20 protein-coding genes and 2 tRNA genes are annotated in these 18,100 nt (G+C 41.9%); 14 read left to right on the top strand and 8 right to left on the bottom strand.

Annotation, left to right across the window (positions count from 1 at the left end):
• The first annotated feature begins 188 nt into the window (after window positions 1-188).
• The 7 genes from FTU80_RS04960 (at window position 189) to FTU80_RS04990 (ending at window position 5,500) form a co-directional block, all read left to right on the top strand.
• A complete protein-coding gene (locus FTU80_RS04960; protein WP_162689739.1) occupies window positions 189-662 on the top strand; it encodes a DUF805 domain-containing protein in 474 nt (157 codons plus the stop codon).
• Window positions 663-836: 174 nt separating this feature from the next.
• Window positions 837-1,502 carry a 3'-5' exonuclease gene (locus tag FTU80_RS04965; protein ID WP_180084399.1) on the top strand — a complete coding sequence of 222 codons (666 nt, stop codon included), beginning with the start codon at window positions 837-839 and terminating at the stop codon, window positions 1,500-1,502.
• Window positions 1,503-1,601: 99 nt separating this feature from the next.
• Window positions 1,602-2,012 carry a transposase family protein gene (locus tag FTU80_RS04970; RefSeq protein WP_180084400.1) on the top strand — a complete coding sequence of 137 codons (411 nt, stop codon included), beginning with the start codon at window positions 1,602-1,604 and terminating at the stop codon, window positions 2,010-2,012.
• Window positions 1,960-2,430, top strand: a complete 471-nt coding sequence (locus FTU80_RS04975; protein ID WP_180084401.1) for a transposase family protein — start codon at window positions 1,960-1,962, stop codon at window positions 2,428-2,430. The genes FTU80_RS04970 and FTU80_RS04975 overlap by 53 nt, the downstream gene beginning before the upstream one ends.
• A 424-nt stretch (window positions 2,431-2,854) precedes the next feature.
• Window positions 2,855-3,619 (top strand): hypothetical protein, encoded by a 765-nt coding sequence (locus FTU80_RS04980; RefSeq protein WP_180084402.1) that lies wholly within the window; start codon window positions 2,855-2,857, stop codon window positions 3,617-3,619.
• Between the two features lie 193 nt (window positions 3,620-3,812).
• Window positions 3,813-4,544 carry a 1-(5-phosphoribosyl)-5-[(5-phosphoribosylamino)methylideneamino]imidazole-4-carboxamide isomerase gene (gene hisA / locus FTU80_RS04985; RefSeq protein WP_078190493.1) on the top strand — a complete coding sequence of 244 codons (732 nt, stop codon included), beginning with the start codon at window positions 3,813-3,815 and terminating at the stop codon, window positions 4,542-4,544.
• Window positions 4,545-4,612: 68 nt separating this feature from the next.
• Complete coding sequence (locus FTU80_RS04990; RefSeq protein WP_180077980.1) at window positions 4,613-5,500, top strand: DMT family transporter; 888 nt, start codon at window positions 4,613-4,615, stop codon at window positions 5,498-5,500.
• 90 nt (window positions 5,501-5,590) lie between these two features.
• On the opposite strand, the gene FTU80_RS04995 is transcribed toward FTU80_RS04990, so the two are convergent.
• The 3 genes from FTU80_RS04995 to FTU80_RS05005 are packed head-to-tail and all read right to left on the bottom strand — an operon-like array spanning window position 5,591 to window position 7,627.
• Entirely contained in the window at window positions 5,591-5,983 is a 393-nt protein-coding gene (locus FTU80_RS04995) for a hypothetical protein (protein ID WP_168378990.1), read from the bottom strand.
• A gap of 39 nt (window positions 5,984-6,022) precedes the next feature.
• Window positions 6,023-6,649 carry a DUF1294 domain-containing protein gene (locus FTU80_RS05000; RefSeq protein WP_180084403.1) on the bottom strand — a complete coding sequence of 209 codons (627 nt, stop codon included), beginning with the start codon at window positions 6,647-6,649 and terminating at the stop codon, window positions 6,023-6,025.
• Window positions 6,650-6,676: 27 nt separating this feature from the next.
• A complete protein-coding gene (locus FTU80_RS05005) occupies window positions 6,677-7,627 on the bottom strand; it encodes a homoserine kinase (RefSeq protein WP_111884520.1) in 951 nt (316 codons plus the stop codon).
• Window positions 7,628-7,737: 110 nt separating this feature from the next.
• Between FTU80_RS05005 and hisF the strand changes: the two genes are divergently transcribed.
• A complete protein-coding gene (hisF, locus tag FTU80_RS05010; protein ID WP_320109244.1) occupies window positions 7,738-8,499 on the top strand; it encodes an imidazole glycerol phosphate synthase subunit HisF in 762 nt (253 codons plus the stop codon).
• A 373-nt stretch (window positions 8,500-8,872) separates the two neighbouring features.
• Here the strand turns inward: hisF and FTU80_RS05015 are convergent, their stop codons facing one another.
• A complete protein-coding gene (locus FTU80_RS05015; RefSeq protein ID WP_180084404.1) occupies window positions 8,873-9,493 on the bottom strand; it encodes a hypothetical protein in 621 nt (206 codons plus the stop codon).
• Window positions 9,494-9,604: 111 nt separating this feature from the next.
• Between FTU80_RS05015 and FTU80_RS05020 the strand changes: the two genes are divergently transcribed.
• A complete protein-coding gene (locus FTU80_RS05020) occupies window positions 9,605-10,615 on the top strand; it encodes an AraC family transcriptional regulator (RefSeq protein ID WP_180084405.1) in 1,011 nt (336 codons plus the stop codon).
• A 166-nt stretch (window positions 10,616-10,781) separates the two neighbouring features.
• Window positions 10,782-11,468, top strand: a complete 687-nt coding sequence (aqpZ, locus tag FTU80_RS05025) for an aquaporin Z (RefSeq protein ID WP_078190501.1) — start codon at window positions 10,782-10,784, stop codon at window positions 11,466-11,468.
• A 98-nt stretch (window positions 11,469-11,566) separates the two neighbouring features.
• Here aqpZ and FTU80_RS05030 read toward each other — a convergent pair whose 3' ends face one another.
• Complete coding sequence (locus FTU80_RS05030) at window positions 11,567-11,815, bottom strand: hypothetical protein (RefSeq protein ID WP_180024915.1); 249 nt, start codon at window positions 11,813-11,815, stop codon at window positions 11,567-11,569.
• 117 nt (window positions 11,816-11,932) lie between these two features.
• Window positions 11,933-13,021, bottom strand: a complete 1,089-nt coding sequence (locus FTU80_RS05035; protein WP_180084406.1) for a DNA/RNA non-specific endonuclease — start codon at window positions 13,019-13,021, stop codon at window positions 11,933-11,935.
• A gap of 263 nt (window positions 13,022-13,284) precedes the next feature.
• On the opposite strand from FTU80_RS05035, the gene FTU80_RS05040 reads away from it, so the two are divergent.
• A complete protein-coding gene (locus FTU80_RS05040; protein WP_180073387.1) occupies window positions 13,285-14,001 on the top strand; it encodes a hypothetical protein in 717 nt (238 codons plus the stop codon).
• A 202-nt stretch (window positions 14,002-14,203) separates the two neighbouring features.
• Here FTU80_RS05040 and FTU80_RS05045 read toward each other — a convergent pair whose 3' ends face one another.
• The gene (locus FTU80_RS05045) at window positions 14,204-16,084 is read right to left on the bottom strand and encodes a potassium transporter Kup (protein WP_078193161.1); all 1,881 of its coding nucleotides are present in this window, start codon (window positions 16,082-16,084) and stop codon (window positions 14,204-14,206) included.
• A 122-nt stretch (window positions 16,085-16,206) separates the two neighbouring features.
• On the opposite strand from FTU80_RS05045, the gene FTU80_RS05050 reads away from it, so the two are divergent.
• The 3 genes from FTU80_RS05050 (at window position 16,207) to FTU80_RS05060 (ending at window position 17,220) form a co-directional block, all read left to right on the top strand.
• Window positions 16,207-16,297 (top strand) — tRNA-Ser (locus FTU80_RS05050).
• 430 nt (window positions 16,298-16,727) lie between these two features.
• Complete coding sequence (locus FTU80_RS05055; protein ID WP_078190515.1) at window positions 16,728-16,955, top strand: hypothetical protein; 228 nt, start codon at window positions 16,728-16,730, stop codon at window positions 16,953-16,955.
• Between the two features lie 189 nt (window positions 16,956-17,144).
• A tRNA-Thr gene (locus FTU80_RS05060) sits at window positions 17,145-17,220 on the top strand.
• Window positions 17,221-17,271: 51 nt separating this feature from the next.
• Here FTU80_RS05060 and FTU80_RS05065 read toward each other — a convergent pair.
• The gene (locus tag FTU80_RS05065) at window positions 17,272-18,099 is read right to left on the bottom strand and encodes a cyclopropane-fatty-acyl-phospholipid synthase family protein (protein ID WP_180084407.1); all 828 of its coding nucleotides are present in this window, start codon (window positions 18,097-18,099) and stop codon (window positions 17,272-17,274) included.
• Window position 18,100: the final 1 nt, after the last annotated feature.

The raw sequence follows: 18,100 nt of genomic DNA on the forward strand, positions 1-18,100 counted from the left end.
ATACATCTACTCAAACAAGCTCACACAAGTGGGCTTTTTTTGTACTTTACCTTTATAATCAACGCGCTTTTTAGATTCAGGATAAAATCCTGTACTTTTTCACATTTTTATGTCGTTTTTAGCTCAATTTTTTGCGGCTAAAAATGAATGATAACAATACTTTTTACGATAATTTAAGATCATTTAATATGAATAATTCACCCAATATAAACTCTGGTTGGAACCGTGACGGTCGTTTTAATCGCATGTCTTTTATCGGTTGGAATGTCTTCTATGGCCTCATGCTGAGCATATTGATGCTACTGATCGTCAGCATGATGCCCAATACCCTCAATGCCCTAATAGCTCATGCTGAAAATCCAATGACGCAAGTGATTGGATTGATCCTAAATATTTTAATGCTGATCCCTTTGATGATTTTTTCAGTGCGTCGTTTGCATGACTTTAATCTCTCAGGCTGGTTTGCACTCTTAGAGCTGATTCCGTTGCTCAATATCGTCATGTGCATTGCGCTGATGCTCATCCCGGGGTCTGCAAATGCCAATCAATATGGTGAGCCACGTGAATCCAAAACATGGGAGGTGGTTCTCGCCTTTCTCTTTATCGGTTTATTCTTACTGATCTTGGTAAATGTATTATTTACTGCGCGTTTTCTGTTTTAAGTTACTGTCTTTAAACCTCTTGGTCACTGTGTTTAAGTGCCCTCGTCACTGTCATAGCAACGCGCTATGACAGGCCGATGAGTCAATCGCTCATGCTCAACGCCACATCTCGGTATTTGCATTTCCCTACTAAACGCTCTAGGCTGCAACAACAAGCCTTTGAATTGAATCACAATGACTGATGCTCTACTGACACCTATTTTGCCAACAAAAGAACAGATTAAAGATTTTCCATTGTTCCAAAATTTAGTGCCAGAGCAGATCCATGTCATTCACAATGCCGAACAATGCCAACACTGGTCCGATGAATTACAGACAACTGCCTTATTCGGTTTCGACTCTGAATCTAAGCCGACTTTTCGTAAAGGTGAGGTCTCTACCGGCCCACATTTAATCCAACTCGCGACGGCGCAACAGGCATGGTTGTTTCAAATGAACGAATGCACTTGGGATTTTTTAAGACCAATCTTGAGTAATCGTGATCAAATTAAAGTGGGTTTTGGCTTAAAAAATGATGCGCATTTATTTCGTAAAAAAGGCATCGAACTGAATAGTGTATTGGAACTCTCCAAGTGCTTTGCTTCTTTTGGCTTAAGCCAACCCGTCGGTTTAAAAAATGCCATGGCACTGCTTTTTCGTGTGAATTTTCCAAAATCTAAATCGGTCAGCACCTCCAATTGGGCCAAAAAGCGCATAAGTCCGGAGCAAATTCGTTATGCCGCTGCCGATGCTTATGCCCCTGTTTTGGTCTTTGAAGAATTATTACAACGTGGCTTATTACCTAAAACCATTCCCAATACCTCCCTCAAACTAAGAATTCGTCCGCACATGAAATTATAAACCCTTAATTATTTTAATGATTTAAATTAAGCCTCTTTCATAAATCAAAAAACGAACAGTCTCTTGCTGATTATTTGTACCGAAGAATTTTAAATATTCATGCATAATCTGCGGATGAAATATATCGATTCAAAGAAGCTTTCTGAAACACAGTTTAAGCGATACACCGGCATATCATGGTCAACCTTTGATTTAATGGTTGAACAACTGAAAATGCATGTTCCTGCTAAAGGTAGACCAACTAAATTGAGCATAGAAGATCAAATCCTTCTGTGCTTAAGTTATTGGCGCGAATACCGAACCTTGTTCCATGTTGCAACAAGTTATGGTGTGTCAGAGCCGACTGCTTCAAGAATTGTCCGTCATGTAGAGGACTGCCTGACCAAGTCCAATTTATTTAATTTACCGAAGCATTTGCCTGAGGGCGAAGGCATCGACTGGAACGTGGTGATTGTTGATGCCACAGAAATTCCAATACAAAGACTTAAAAAAACAGAAGAAAAGCTATAGTGGCAAAAAGAAGGCACATACTTTCAAAGTCCAGGCCATCATTCATTATAGAACTCAGCAAATTCTGAGTTTATGCACTGACCGTGGTGCTGTACATGATTTCGAACTCTTCAAACAAAACTTACATCAGATTCCGGCAGGTGCCTTTATCCTTGCAGATAAAGGCTATCAAGGGATTTATGCAATGTATCCAAATAGCTTGTTGCCATTAAAAGCAAAAAAGCGCTGTAAATTGGATCCTGAACTAAAAATCTATAATCAAGAAATCAACAAAAGAAGAATTGGGGTTGAGCATGTATTTGGTAGTTTAAAAACTTTCAAAATCCTTGCCGAGCGATATCGTAATCGAGGAAAAAGACTGGGCTTAAGATTCAATTTAATTGCGGGAATCTATAATTTAGAGCTGAGCAAAAAATGAATTATGAAAGAAGTCTATTATATTCAGCGATGTAACCGCTCTGTAACTGGATATTGCCCCAATCTATGGCATGACCAAGTGCAAAGATCGGCTGAAGAGTGCCAATGAATTTGCAGTTTATTTGCGCTAAAGATTTGAACAGTACGTTATTGCTTTAAAAATAGTCACAGCACAGCCTAAAAACAATAAATTTGCACCTTTTAAGTACATTTATATCTTTGATTTAACTAATTTTAATTACATTAATATACATTTATATTTTTATTCAACTAAGGTTTTGATCTCTCTGGGTTTTCTAGCAGAATTACATGATTTATCTCATTCTTTCTATACTTTCATAATTTGTTTTCATCAATCTCCTTTTGCTAAAACAAGTCTGCCAAATACATAACACATCATAATTTAAAAGCTTGGAGAACCTGACATGTTGAACTTATTTACAGGAAAAATCAGCGGTGTACTCAGCCTGACTTTACAAGGGATCAGTAAAGCGGTTGGACTGGTCTTAAATACTGTTTTGGATACAGTAGACAGCGTATTAGAGACCGTAAGTAGCTTAACAGCGCCCTTAACGGATGCACTGACTGAGCTTCCGCTCATTGGTGGGACCATCGAAAAAGTACTCGCGGTTGAAAATCAGTTGGTTGGCACCTTAGGTGATGGCTTACATGCTGTAGCCGATCAACTAGCGACAGGTGATCTTCTCGGCGGTGTACAAACCGCTCTCAATGGCGTAACTGGTGTGGTCGGTCAAACCGTGACGGAAGTTGCAGGTTTGGTTGATCATCTCAGTGGCGTGGCTGCACCAATCACAGATGTACTTTCTGACCTGCCATTGCTGGGCGGTCTATTGGATGCAGTAGGCGAAACTACGGGGAATTTAACAGGCTTGTTGGCTGAAACGGGCGACTATGTAGCCAGTATTGATCCTACCGAATTATTAACATCCGTCCTGAATGATCCTTTAGCAAGTATGGGTAGTGTCGTGCAAGATGTTTCAGGCACTTTAGATGCCTTACTGGATGACATTGTACCGATTACATCGATTGCCACTGAACTTCCTGTGGTGGGTGATCTTGTTCAAGTGGTCGGTGAAAGTACCACAGCCCTCAATCAAGGCCTATACGATGTCGGTAGCTTACTTCAATCCGTAAACAGCGATTTATTACAAACAACCGCTTATGTTTAATGACTAAAAATACTAATACACAGCGCATTTTTATAGACCAACAATAAAATCCAATCCTCTATTTGCACTAGCCTGACCTATGTCAGGCTTTTTTAATTCATCAATTCTGATATTAGCATTTAGTGAATAGCCGTTTATTTGATAAGATTAGGTACAAATTCATTCTTAATTTGATTGAGCAAGGAGCGAAAGCATGCTGATCATCCCTGCAATTGACCTGAAAGATGGCAAATGTGTCCGTTTAAAACAAGGTCGTATGGAAGACGATACCGTATTTTCTGACGATCCAGTGGCAACTGCACAGCATTGGGTAAATGAAGGCGCGCGTCGCTTACATTTGGTAGATTTAAACGGTGCTTTCGCTGGTACACCGATTCATAAGCCTGTGGTTGAAGCGATTGCTAAAGCACAGCCTGAATTACCAATTCAAATTGGTGGTGGTATCCGCTCTCTTGAAACCATTGAACATTACCTTGATGCAGGCGTTTCGTTTGTCATTATTGGTACAAAAGCGGTAAAAGAGCCTGAATTTGTTGAAGAAGCGTGCAAAAAATTTGCAGGCCATATCATTGTCGGTATCGATGCCATGAACGGTATGGTAGCAACAGATGGTTGGGCAAATGTCACTGACGTGAAAGCTACTGATTTGGCAAAACGCTTTGCAGATGCCGGCGTATCGAGCATCGTCTACACCGACATCGCACGTGATGGCATGATGCAAGGTGTGAACGTCGAACAAACCGTAAACCTTGCAACATATTCAGGCTTACCTGTTATTGCATCGGGTGGCGTGACTAACCTTGACGACGTACGTAACTTAAAAGGCCAACCGGGCATTTTAGGTGCGATTACTGGTCGTGCAATTTATGAAGGGACATTGAACCTTCGTGAAGCTCAATTACTGCTTGATCAACAAAGCTTATAATTTGCCCGAGCAGAAAAGAGGTCTTCGGGCCTCTTTTTTATTTCTCCTCTTTGAACATTCAAATACACATGCCAACCGTACAATCTGCCTGGAAAGCCAAGTTTCCGCAGCTCGCACTCATCCTGATTACCATGATTTGGGGTGCCAGTTTTATCACCGTGCAATACGGTTTAAATTTTAGCAGTCCAGTGCTGTTTGTCGGTCTACGTTTTGCCGCAGCAACACTGGCTGTGAGTCTTTTATCACTTAAATATCTTAGACACTTTTCTCAATATGATGTCATTGCGGGCGCAAGTATCGGCGCGGTGATTGCGATCGGCTATGCGACGCAAACAATCGGCCTGCAAAGCATCAGCAGCAGTGAATCGGCTTTTTTAACAGCGCTGTATGTACCGCTGGTGCCGATTTTTATGTGGCTCTGTTTTCGGCATAAACCGCATGTAATGACATGGCTGGGTGTGTGTTTGGCTTTTGTTGGTTTGGTCTTTTTAACTGGTAATGGTTTTGGCGCTATTCAGCTCAATTTTGGACAAATCATTACGCTGCTCGGTTCGATTGCCATTGCCTTTGAAATTATCTTGATCAGCTATTTTGCGCCCCGCGTCAATCTGCGCAGAGTGACGGTTCTACAACTGGCATTTGCCTCACTGTTCTGTTTTTGCTTTGCTCCACTGGTAGGTGAAACCACATTGCCCAAATTTGAATGGCCATTAATCGCTGTACTCTGCGGATTGGGGCTGGCCAGCGCCGTGATTCAACTGGTGATGAACTGGGCGCAGCGTATGGTTGATCCTGCACAGGCGGCAATCATCTATGCAGGTGAACCGGTTTGGGCCGCAATCATTGGGCGGCTTGCGGGTGAACGCTTAACACCGCTCGCTCTCATTGGCGGACTGTGTGTAGTGCTTGGTGTGATTGTGAGTGAATGGCGGCCGAAATGGTTAAAGAAACGCTAATTTCTGCATCCTCTATTAGATCAAAAAAGCGACTCATACGGTCGCTTTTTTGATGCCAAGATTTTTATGCCAAAAAGTTCTGAACTCGCATTACTCATACATCGGTCGGTTGTCATTGACACGGATTAAACCTTTAATCGCGCGGTACACAATCCATAACCAAGACAGTCCGATCACCGTGACGCAGAAGGTACTCGCTCCCAGTGCCACACCCGCAAAGGCATTGGCATTATTGCCAGTAAAGAACAGAAAAATAAAAGGCACGAAAGCAATGATATTCCAAATGAGATACCACCAAAACGTACGGATCTGCCAAGTAAAATGGCTTTCAAAAATCGTGCCGCGCACATCACTGCGTTTGACGTAATTGATAATCAACGCGAGGACCGCAAGCAAGCCGGCAGAAAAAATCGCCACAATATAAAGAATATACAAAATAATCGTGAGCAGGCGGTTTGGATCTTTATCAATGGAATAATTCATTTCGCTCTCCGTCATGATGATTTTGCGGATCATTCCACCCTAGATATGCAGGATATTAAATGGTGAAATCAGCCATAAAATCAGTAATATGTTAAAGGCTATAGTATAGAAATATATTTTTCGAAATGGTTGTTTTTGTGTTTTATGCCGCAAACGTTGCTGAGCCAGCCATGCCGCCGGCCACCCACCTAAAAAAGACAAAAGATGCAGTGTATTTTCTGGCACGCGTCGGTTCCCCATTTGCGCAGCTTCTTTATCTTGAGCGTAGAACCAATAGGTCAAGACATTGATAATACTCACAAAAAGCAGCACCATGCCACTGAGTAAACCCGCCACAGATAAGCCCGCCAAGGCTAGGATATACACAATGCACAAGATTTGCATCGGCTCTGCCTGACGCGGCATCTGCACCACATTTTTTTTATTGGGGCGTTGTGTAGCTTTGGTTTGTGAGGCTTTTAAATAATGCACTTGCTGCGCACGAAAGCGTCCGCGTTCGTCTAAGATCACAGCATAATCCAACGCGCAGCCCACGATTGGTCGTGGGCCGGGACGGGAAAAGTCTTTAATGTGCAAAAATACGCGATCTTTGGTGCTATCGTTCGGTTGAATGAAGCCGTAGCCCTTATCATCAAACCATTCTACTAAGCGTCCTTGATCACGCATGCTTTTCCCTCTCGTTGTTTTTAAAATTTATGCAGTGACGAATTTTAATCGTTCAATCAGCATATTACGCATTTCAGCAGGGTTTTTCTGCAAAATATCATCACCTGTACGACCTTCTGCAGCATTTTTCTGTGCCACCTGTAAACGCATCATCCAGAAGCGACCCGCCGCCATCGCCAAATATAACTCTAGGCATGATTTTTCATCTGCGGTTAATGGACGCACGCTTTCATAGGCATTTAAAAAGGCAATGGCTTTGTCTTCATTCAAATGTACATCCGGATATTCAGTACAAAAGTCATTTAAAGTAATAGCAATATCAAACAAGAGTTCGTCTTTATTTAACTCATAAAAGTCTAAAATGCCGTTGAGTTGATCGCCTTCAAATAGAGTATTGTCACGGAACAGATCAGAATGAATAAAACCGGTAGGACGGTCTGGATACATCGCCGTTAAGATGTCATATAAGCCCAACAGATTGTTAAGTAACGTGGTATCTGCTTCATTTAATGTTGGACGAATATCACGTGAAACTTGTAACCAATAAGCATGATCACGATATTCTGCACGTTCCAAAGGGAAATCTTGTAAAGCCACATGCATTTTCGCTTGGGCTACAGCAATCGCTTCTGCTTGCGCTAAGCTCGCAGGCATGGGATGTTGACCTTGCATGCGTGGCGCAATCTGTGCAGGTTTATCCTTTAAGCTATGAATCGCTTTACCTGAATGATTCAGTGGTACAGGCACAGCTAGACCAGCCTGCCCCAAGTGTTCGAGTACAGGAACCAGCTCCCCTGCACCTTGCTCGTCCATCTCTTCAAAAACGGTTAATACATACTGCGTGCCATTTTCGCAAACAATAAAATAGTTGGTATTTTGAATACCGCCTTGAATCGGAATCAGGTCAATCACCTCCAGTCCATAAGGTGCTGCAAAATCCTGAACTTCCTTTAAAGTCAAAGTGGTATAAACCGACATAGAAAACCTGCGAAAAAACTTACATATTTTTGATAGAATAACCGCTCCGACTACTAAGGTGTAGCATCTAAGTCGCGAAGTTTCATAATCGGCTGTTATTTTTGGAAAAAATTATGCTTGCTAAACGTATTATTCCTTGCCTCGACGTGGACAACGGTCGTGTAGTGAAAGGTGTTCAATTTCTTGATATTCGTGATGCAGGCGATCCAGTTGAAGTTGCACGCCGTTATAACGAACAAGGTGCGGACGAAATTACCTTCTTAGACATCACCGCAACCTCAAATGGTCGTGATACCACTTACCGTACGGTAGAGCGTATGGCTGAGTCTGTATTTGTGCCATTAACAGTCGGTGGTGGCGTGCGTAAAGTAGAAGATATCCGCCTGTTATTAAATGCTGGTGCGGACAAAGTTTCGATTAACTCTGCGGCTATTTATAACCCTGAATTTGTACAAGAAGCCTCTCAGCGTTTTGGCGCACAGTGTATTGTGGTTGCTATTGATGCGAAAAAAACCGGCGACAATAAATGGGAAATTTTCACCCACGGTGGTCGTAAAGAAACCGGTATCGATGCCATCGAATGGGCAGTAAAAATGGCGGACTTCGGTGCAGGTGAATTACTTATCACCTCGATGGATGCCGATGGAACCAAAGCCGGTTATGACATTGAACTGATGCGTAATATCAATGACCGTGTGACCATTCCAACCATTGCTTCTGGTGGTGTCGGTAATCTACAACATTTGGCCGATGGTATTTTAAAAGGCGGTGCAGATGCGGTGCTTGCAGCCTCTATTTTCCACTTTGGTCAACACACCATTCCTGAAGCGAAAAAATATCTAGCAGAACAAGGCATTGAAATGCGCCTTTAATTGATTCATTTTCAATGAAGATTTAAAAGAGCGATGATTCGCTCTTTTTTTGCTTTGGTGTTTTTGATGCAACAACATGGAGTTACAGCAGAGCATCGTCCATACAATTCATTTACTATAGACATAAAAAAAGGAGCCTTGTCGGCTCCTATAAACCAAGAAAAACTACAGCACTTGGTCTGATACTTAAAACAAATGAAAAAATATACATAGCAACTTCATCAATCAACTCGTCGTGTACAAGCCTTTTGATGATTTAAATATAGGGCATTTACACCGTATTTGATTGACAGTAGATTCATAATTTATTGACAAATTGCGACAGCTCAATTGGGTAGCAACGCTTGTTGTCAAAACGCACAGTGCATTCATATTAGACCGTTTCAAGAAGTGCAACTGGCTTTTCTCGCTCAGCCACCCACTTTGCAGGAAATACCCGATTGACCCAGTGCGACAATGGCTTGGCAATCGCTGTCGGCAGTAGCACACCCAATGGGTTTTGTTCCTGTAATTTCGCCGAGGAGATCACCCGAGTCCCTAAAATATAATCAAACCACGGTTTGGTCACACACCAATTGGCATCCTGATTTGAATTCATATGGTGGTCATAGTGCCATGGAATCTTTTTCATCGCCCACTCTGGCTCAAGATGTGCGCGACGATGGATATAATAATAATTGCAAGCACTATACAGCACTGCCAAGCTCATTCCTTTAGACACAGGATAAAATAAGGGCGTAAATACACCTGCAACTATAGCCAAAGATATAATTTCATTTTTCGTGCGCCAGTTCTGTACACCTTCAACATAGCCATGATCATGAAAATCTGTTTTTCGAACTTCACGATGATGTTCCCAATGTGATTTCATGCTTTTCGGTACTGGACTAAAACGTGGCTTGCCTGACCGATGTGTCCCATGCAAAACATATTTATGTGCGAACCATTCAAAGGCATTGGCGACGACCAACCCTGCAATAAAACCTTTTAACATGACCAATATCTCCTTTTCTTAGCTCCACTATAGGTAATGAAAAGGGCTAGATATTGACCGTTTTTTTTAATATTATTGACAAAACACGACAAAATTTAGAATTAAAAAAATATGCAACAACTCAAGGACTATACAGGATCGGTCTATGGAGGACTGGGCCATTTGCTCTATGCTTATCACCAAGCTCAAGGCATTGCTATTCCTGAAAAACTGAATAAAGTTCAAAACTTAGAGCGTTTTGATTATGCCATTTGGCGTGATTTATTGATGGATTTAGATCAAAAGATCCAAAAGCCGGCGCTGGGTTTAGAAATTGCTGAACATGTGCAACCCAAACATATTGGCATTATTGCGTATATTGCCCTGTCCTGTGAAAACTTGGGCGAAGCAATGCTCCGCTACCATGATTTTCATCGCTTAATCTTCGATGGCAGTCCATTGCTGATTGATATTCAAAATGATTTTTTCTCCATCGGTTGGAATGATTTACCCATGAATATGGCCAATCAATTGACCGATGAAATTGCGATTGCCTTAATGCTGCAGTTTCTAAAATTATTCATGCGTTTTGAAGATATCAATTTACACGAAGTACATTTTCATAATCCTGCACCAAAAAATGTCGCTCAATATGAACAATATTTTCGCTGCAAAGTTCGTTTTTCCCAAGAAAAGTCGAAGGTTATTGTTCCCATTCAAGAACTGTCTCGTCCCTTTTCCCAAGGCGATCAGACCTTACAAAAACTGTTGATGCAACAGGCACAGTCTTTATTAGAAAAACTGCCGAATACCACGCAAATCGACCAACGCTTACAGCAAGCCATCTTAATGGGTTTGCAAAAAAATCAGTTCCAAATTGAACATGTCGCTACGCAACTCAATCTTTCCGTCCGACAATTACAACGCCATTTACAACAACAAGGCAGCACCTATCAGCAGCGTATGCAGGAAGTCCGCTGCATGATGGCTGAAGAATTTTTAAGAGACCCACATTTAAGTTTGCAAGAAATTACGCTACTGCTGGGTTATTCAGAACAGAGTGCATTTCAACGTGCTTTTAAACAATGGCGAAATTTAACCCCACAGCAATGGCGCTTATCGCAAATTGAAGCAGCAAGTTAAAAATGTGATGCAGTTATCATTTTATATATTGTGATTTTCAGCAAAATCTATTAAATCTATGCATATTCAATAAATGAATAAAACAACACTTCACAACTAGATTGCACTCATGCTGAGTGAAAGATTGAAAATCTATTCCAAATGACAAAAACAAATGGAGTTTTAAATGAATAAATATTTAGCAGAACTGATCGGTACCTTTTGGCTGGTCTTTGGTGGTTGTGGTAGTGCGGTCTTGGCTGCGGCCTTTCCTGAACTTGGCATTGGCTTCGCTGGCGTGGCACTGGCCTTCGGTTTAACCGTATTGACGGCTGCTTATGCACTGGGACATATCTCAGGCGGACATTTTAACCCTGCAGTGAGTATCGGCTTGTGGGCCGGTGGTCGTTTTGAAGCAAAAGAACTGGCTCCATATATTATTTCTCAATTACTAGGTGCAACCCTCGCCGCATTTATTCTATTCATCATTGTGCAAGGTCAGGCTGGATTTACAGGCGTCGGCGGTTTTGCCACCAATGGGTATGGTGAATTATCTCCGGGCAAATACTCTATGCTCTCAGCCTTAATCATTGAAATTGTGCTGACTGCTGGCTTTCTGATTGTGATCATGGGAGCCACGGATAAACGTGCCCCTGCTGGATTTGCCCCAATTGCGATCGGTCTTGCGCTTACATTGATCCATCTCATCAGCATTCCCGTCACCAATACTTCGGTCAACCCAGCGCGTAGTATGGGTGTGGCATTCTTTGCTGAAACTGCTGCACTATCACAAGTTTGGCTGTTTTGGGTAGCCCCTATCATTGGCGCAGTGATTGGTGCGGTCATCTATAAACTGATGGCAAAAGACGCATAAATAGAAAAATACGCCACAAAAAAAGCTCACAACCTGTGAGCTTTTTTTCATTCATCCCGAATTGAGCATTGCGTCCTTCGACAGCCGATGACACAGCATTAAAGAAATGGATTTTCCACTTCGTTGCCTTCACCGCCCTGCGCTATTTTTTCAGCTAAGTTGGTTTCTGCCTCAAGCGTGGTCACCACATCATTGAAAAATGCCTGTAAAGCTTTCGCTGCAGCTAAACCAGCTTGGTCTTTCGTCACCTGTAAGTTGCCATAAATATTAATTCGATCTTGGCCATTTTCTAGTGTTAAGTCATGAATTGCATGCGACGCTGTGTCATTTTCAAATGCTTTAAACATGTTGGATATCCTTCTTTTTTGTTGTATTGATGCTGCAATAGAAATACGTGAAAAAGATTTCAACTGCAAGCAATGCTCCTCTTCATCGCTCGCAGTTCAACGCTATTAGCTGCTCGATTATTTCAAAATTTGTAGCAGATATTGCAAAATTTCTTCAATCAATTGTTTGACCAAGGCATCTTGATTGTTGTCATTTTCACTGCTTGCCATGGATGTCCCTCCCACAGAACCACCACTCGATTTAAACTCTTTTTGCAAACTTAAAATCTTGTCTTCTGCGACATCTGCAGCACACTGGCTTTCAGCATCCCAATGCAAATAAGCGATTTCTTGATTTGCTTTTACTTGAGTGGCTTTGAGTGGCAAACGGTAGGTATTACGCTTTTGGTCTTCGGTTAATTCTGGAAAGAAATTAATTCCAGTCAGTTCTTCTAGCGCACAAATACTCATGACTTTGACTGTCGGTGCCGTATCACGCAAGGTATTGTCCGCATAGTACACGCCTGCAACACCTTTTTTCGGTAAATAGATCGCCTTATAAGTAGCGGTCGGCACGATGACCCCTTGCCCGATGGTTTTTAATTTTTTCGCACTATATACCGGCCCCGTTACCACATAGACATCTTGCTTTTGTTTGGTCACTATCGCCCGTGTGGCTTCTTCTAACTCACGCCACACTTGCTGATTATTTTTTGGAGCTTGCGGCACCATATTGGCCAAAGAAAAACTGTCTAACTGCGCAGCTTTATTGGGCATATCGGCATTTGGCGCCATGTGTCCACGGTCATAGCCTGAAGATTTATAGTCTGAAAGCAAAGCCCGATATTCAGACGGCACGCGAGTCTCTTCATGAAAGTTATCTTCACGCGGAATTTTTTGACTCAGGCGTGCGGGGGTTAATGCTTCTGCAACCCAAAGCGGTGTCTTGGATATCCCTGAATACATGACATTAAAGCCATTAAAACACAGTGGAAAACTGTTTTTATGTAGGCGTTCACGGACCAAATAAGGTGGCACTTCACGATAAAATTGGTCCAAACAGGCGCTATTTGAAGTGCTGCTCATAGAAACAAGTTGTTGAATTTTTTCTTGCCCGAAAGCAATAGCAAAGCTTCCTGTTGCCACCAGACCCAACAGCACTTTTATGCCATTTGGCCCAAATAACTGTGAAAGCGGATTTGCTGAATTGCGTTTCTTTTTGACCATGACTTACAACAATGACTTCTAAAAGGACTATTTTTCCGCAGCTTAGCAAGGGCGCAAATTTTAGTACACTTTTCTTTTTTAATTTGCTTAACAATCACACAAATATTGTTTAACAAAGCAGCAGTTGATGTAACTTTATGTCGCAGTTGTGCAGTTCTTTATAGGAGGTCATGAAGCAGTTGCGTATGTTTCATTGAATTCGCCTCAAGAATTATGACAAGGTAAAAATACGAAAAATTGCGATAAAAATATACGGAGTGATTATGCATTCTAAAATTTTAGGTTTAGGTTTAATTTCAGGTTTAATGAGCGCAGCAGCATTTGCAGAGCCGCCGATTCAACCCGGTGATACATTAGAAAGCTTATCTAAAGTCAAAATTGTGACCACCGTGAATGGTCAACCTGGTTCCATTCAGGACTTAGTTTCAAGTGGCCAAGTTCAATTGGTTGAAGCTCCTGCCGGACAAGTCAATGCCGCTGCAACAGAACAGCCCTTAAACCCTGAACAGGCTCAGGCAAACCAAATCGATCCGAATGCCCCTGCAGTCCCTGCAAATGCTGAACAAGCCGTGACTGAAGCGGAAAATGCACTCGCAAATGAACAACAAAGTGTAGCTGCTGCACCTACAGAGCAGTCCGTTCCAACTGAACAAACAGCAGTGGCCAATACACCTGAAGCCGCGGTAACTGAAGCACCTGTGGAAACAGCACAGCAAGCACCTGAAGCCGTATCAGCGGATAACAACGCTGCACCCGTCATTGCCTCTTCTGCAGAAGCGCCAGTGAATGCCGATAGCGCATCGGCTGCATTGCCTGAAGCTCCTCAAGGACAACAAGATGCTTTTATGGCAGCACCTGAGACTCAAAGTGTAAATCCTGCAGATGCATCAATTCAAGCCAACCCAGAAGCACCTGTTGCTGACGAAGCCATCCAAGCTGCGCCTGAAGCCTCTGCAGATGTAGACGCGACAATCAACTAATCAGCGTATTTTCAAGGATGAAATAACGCAACATCTTCATTCTGTTGTTTTGCTCGCATACTCCTCCCAGGAAAAAGCAACAGAATGATCTCTATGTCTTTGGACTAAAAAAGTTTAATTATTACAGATAAAAAAAGCCAGAATTGATCTGGCTTTTTCGTGTCTAACTTTTAAATCTATGCCTAAAAGTTCAATCTACGTCTTAAATTTCAATCTGACTGCCCAACTCAACCACACGGTTGGTTGGAATTTGATAAAAATCGCTGACTGGACTGGTATTTCGCTGCATAGAGATAAACAGCTTTTCTCGCCAAGGTGCCATGCCTTCACCCAAGGTATGAATAATACGGTCTCTGGAAATAAAGAAACTGATTTGCATTAGATCAAATTCAAAGCCCAATTCACGATACGCATGCTCCAAAGCGGCAGGAATATTCGGCTGATCTTTAAACCCATAAAACATCGTGATTCGATAGAATCGATCATCTAGTTTTTCCGTGATCACCCGCTCATTTTCGGGTACAAATGGCACATCTCGGGTGTTGACCGTAACCATAATATTGCGTTCATGCAGAACTTTGTTGTGCTTAATATTATGCAACATGGCATGAGGCACGATCTCAGGCGTTCCTGTCAAGAATACGGCATCACCTGGAACAAACTTGGTTTCACTACCCATGCTGACACTGCGAATAAACAGGTCAATAGGCAAAGCATCTTTACCGAGTCGATTGAGCACCAATGCCCGACCATCTTTCCACGTCATTAAAATCGTAAACAATACCGCACCAATCAGGATTGGAACCCAACCGCCCGCTGCAATTTTTAATGATGTCGATGCAACAAAGATCAAATCAATCAATAAAAATGGCACTGCAAAAATCGCCACTTTCCAAACCGGCCAACGCCATAAACCATAAGCTAAAACTGAGATCAAAATCGTACCGCAGAGCATGGTCATGGTCACAGCTACGCCATACGCACTGGCCAAATTCGCACTGTTTTCAAACAGCAAGATCAAGATCAGCACCGAGATAAACAATGCCCAGTTAATAAATGGCAAATAAATCTGACCACGTTCAACTTCAGAGGTATGTTTCACTGTCAAACGCGGCAAATAACGCAATTGAATCGCCTGATTGACCATAGAGAATACCCCTGTGATCACCGCTTGAGAGGCAATCACCGCGGCCGCTGTCGCCAAAGCAATCATTGGATACAGTGCCCATTCTGGGATCAGCATATAAAATGGATTGGCTAAAGCTTCTGGATTACGCAGTAGCAAGGCACCTTGGCCTGCATAGTTCAACAGTAAACACGGCATGACCACAATAAACCATGCCAAGCGGATTGGGAGTCGGCCAAAATGCCCCATATCGGCATAGATTGCCTCACCACCCGTCATCGTCAAGATAACCGCACCCATGGTCAAAAACGCAACATAGGGCTGCTGTACCACAAAATTGAAAGCCCAATGCGGACTGATCATGGTCAACACAAATGGCGTTTGCGAAATACTCCATAATCCAAATCCGCCAATGGATAAAAACCACATGAGCGTCAATGGACCAAAGAATTTACCCATCGTGCCTGTGCCATGGCGTTGCACTAAAAATAGCCCCGCCAAAATACCAATCGATAAAGGTTGCAGCCATTGGTTAAACATCGGCGTCGCAATACTTAAACCTTCAATCGCGGATAACACGGAGATTGCGGGGGTAATGATCCCATCACCAAAGAACAAAGATGCCCCAATAAAGCCAAGGGCAATCAGGTAGATTTTTTTGTTTTCGGCAATTCGTGTGGTCCGTAGATTTAAGGCCAACAGCGACATAATACCGCCCTCGCCATTGTTATCTGCGCGCATAATGATGCTGACGTATTTAAAACTAATCGTCAGCATGATGCACCAGAAAATCAGGGACAGAATACCCAGCACAGACGCTTCGCTAATCGCCAAGTGTGCTGTGAGGAAACATTGGCGCAGCGCATATAACGGGCTCGTCCCAATGTCTCCGAATACTACGCCCAAAGCTGCCAAGGTGATGGCAGGCAATGCGGCTTTTTGTGCAGTACTTTGCATATAATTGTCTTCAATTTAGACAGGATTTTTGCGAATCATAGCACCGCTCAAGATGTTTTTGTCTAATTCAATTGTTTCTCTTGGCAGAATATATTTTTTTCGCTATTATCCACCGCGCAAAAGGTGAAGTGTCCGAGTGGCTGAAGGAGCACGCCTGGAAAGTGTGTAAACGTTTATAGCGTTTCGAGGGTTCGAATCCCTCTTTCACCGCCAGAATAAACTGCAATGCCAAGCAGAATGAAGGTCTAAATTGATAAAATTTAGGCCTTTTTTAATTTTATTGTCCTCAATATTAAATATTTCTACCTAATTGATCTTTAAACTTTTTGGCTTAATGACATCACAATATTTGAGTCCTGATTGATGGATTTAATTCACACGTTTTTTTCCTAATGCACGACTTATGGATTTTTTATTGGCAGCAAGAAAGACACGTTTATTTACAAATACAAATTTTATATTCTAAAGACAATTACTTAAGCCTATGCTAAAAATTAATCATCCTCTCAATATAGGCACTATTCAAAAAATTATTCATTAATTTAAACATCATAGAACTGAAACGCGATTGCGGTACTTTTAACTTGATCAACGAAAAACTTAAAAAACACCTTTCATATATCACTGCTATTCGGGAGAGAACATGAATAACAGCCAGAATTATGTTAAGCAGATCAAGAACGCCAAACGTGGTGGCTATACCCCAACCCTTGCCAAAGACATCAATAAACATAAAATTCAAAAAGCACAGCGTCTGATTGACGAATGGCGAAAGCTCGCCAATGAACTCCGCCCCCAAATGCAACTGGAGATGGCATATACACTTGAAGAATGCGCACAGGATCTAGATCAAATTTTAAGAATGAAATAGCACTCAACGTTCATCCATCCTATTTTTTCGCCCACATCTTGTGGGCGAAACATTGCCTAATTTTATTTCTCTGGTTTTAGAGCCAAACATCGGTTGAATGCTGAATAAATCAAACGTATAAATTACATTCGATTTGCTGTTTTTTTAACTTGCACCACTTCAAAAAATCTGTAGAATGCATTCCACAACGCCGGCATAGCTCAGTTGGTAGAGCAACTGACTTGTAATCAGTAGGTCCACAGTTCGAATCCGTGTGCCGGCACCATTTCTTAGCCTCGATTTTTAGTGAGGCTTTGATGTTTTTAGAGCCGCTCTTTTATGGCTTCCTCGCGCTAATCTGCACATAACGAATCAGCCCGTCTCGATACAACTTCTCACACAATTTTGCCGTCATCTTGATTTTGAATTGATCCACATGACTCAGGCTCATCTGACTTTTTTGTTCTTGAATATAATCGGCAAAACCCTGAAATACGAATTCGCTGATATCTTCAATCTGGATATTTTCGAAACCTGCCTGTTGCACTTGTTGTTGTAAATTTTGCTTTGAATTTAAATTTTTCAAATTCACATCTGCTGCTTTCAACAGACTTTGATATTTCAGTCGCTGTAATGAATTTAAATTCAAAAACGTATCGGACAACATTAAATAGTGAAAAGCAAAGCGCCCTTTTGAATTCAAAACATGAAATATCGATAAAAGCAATAAATTCAAATCACTATGATACGCAGCATCAATACACAGTACGGCATCCATACAGTTTTGTGGATAAATATTTTTTAAATTCAAAAATGAATCTTGTTGTATTTTGATTTTTGAATTTAAATTTTTTTGGATTTTTTCCACACATTCGGTTTGCAATTCGACTGCGGATAAGTTTTGAATTTGAAAATGTTCCATCCAAAAAACCAAGCTCGCGCCCTGCCCACAACCAAGGTCTAAAACACGATCTGTAGATTTTAATTGAATGGATTCGGCAAGATATAAAGCGAGTTTTTGACAGGCTGCAGGATAGGATGATTTTGCATCATCCCAATAGCCCAAATTGCTCCAAGCAAGCTCCGCATCATCTCCGAGTAATCGACTGTTAATCGCATATTTATGGCTAGGGACGTACTGACGAATTGCTTGAAGCCATTTCATG

The sequence above is a fragment of the Acinetobacter sp. YH12145 genome (assembly GCF_013418335.1).
Taxonomy (GTDB): Bacteria; Pseudomonadota; Gammaproteobacteria; order Pseudomonadales; family Moraxellaceae; genus Acinetobacter; species Acinetobacter amyesii.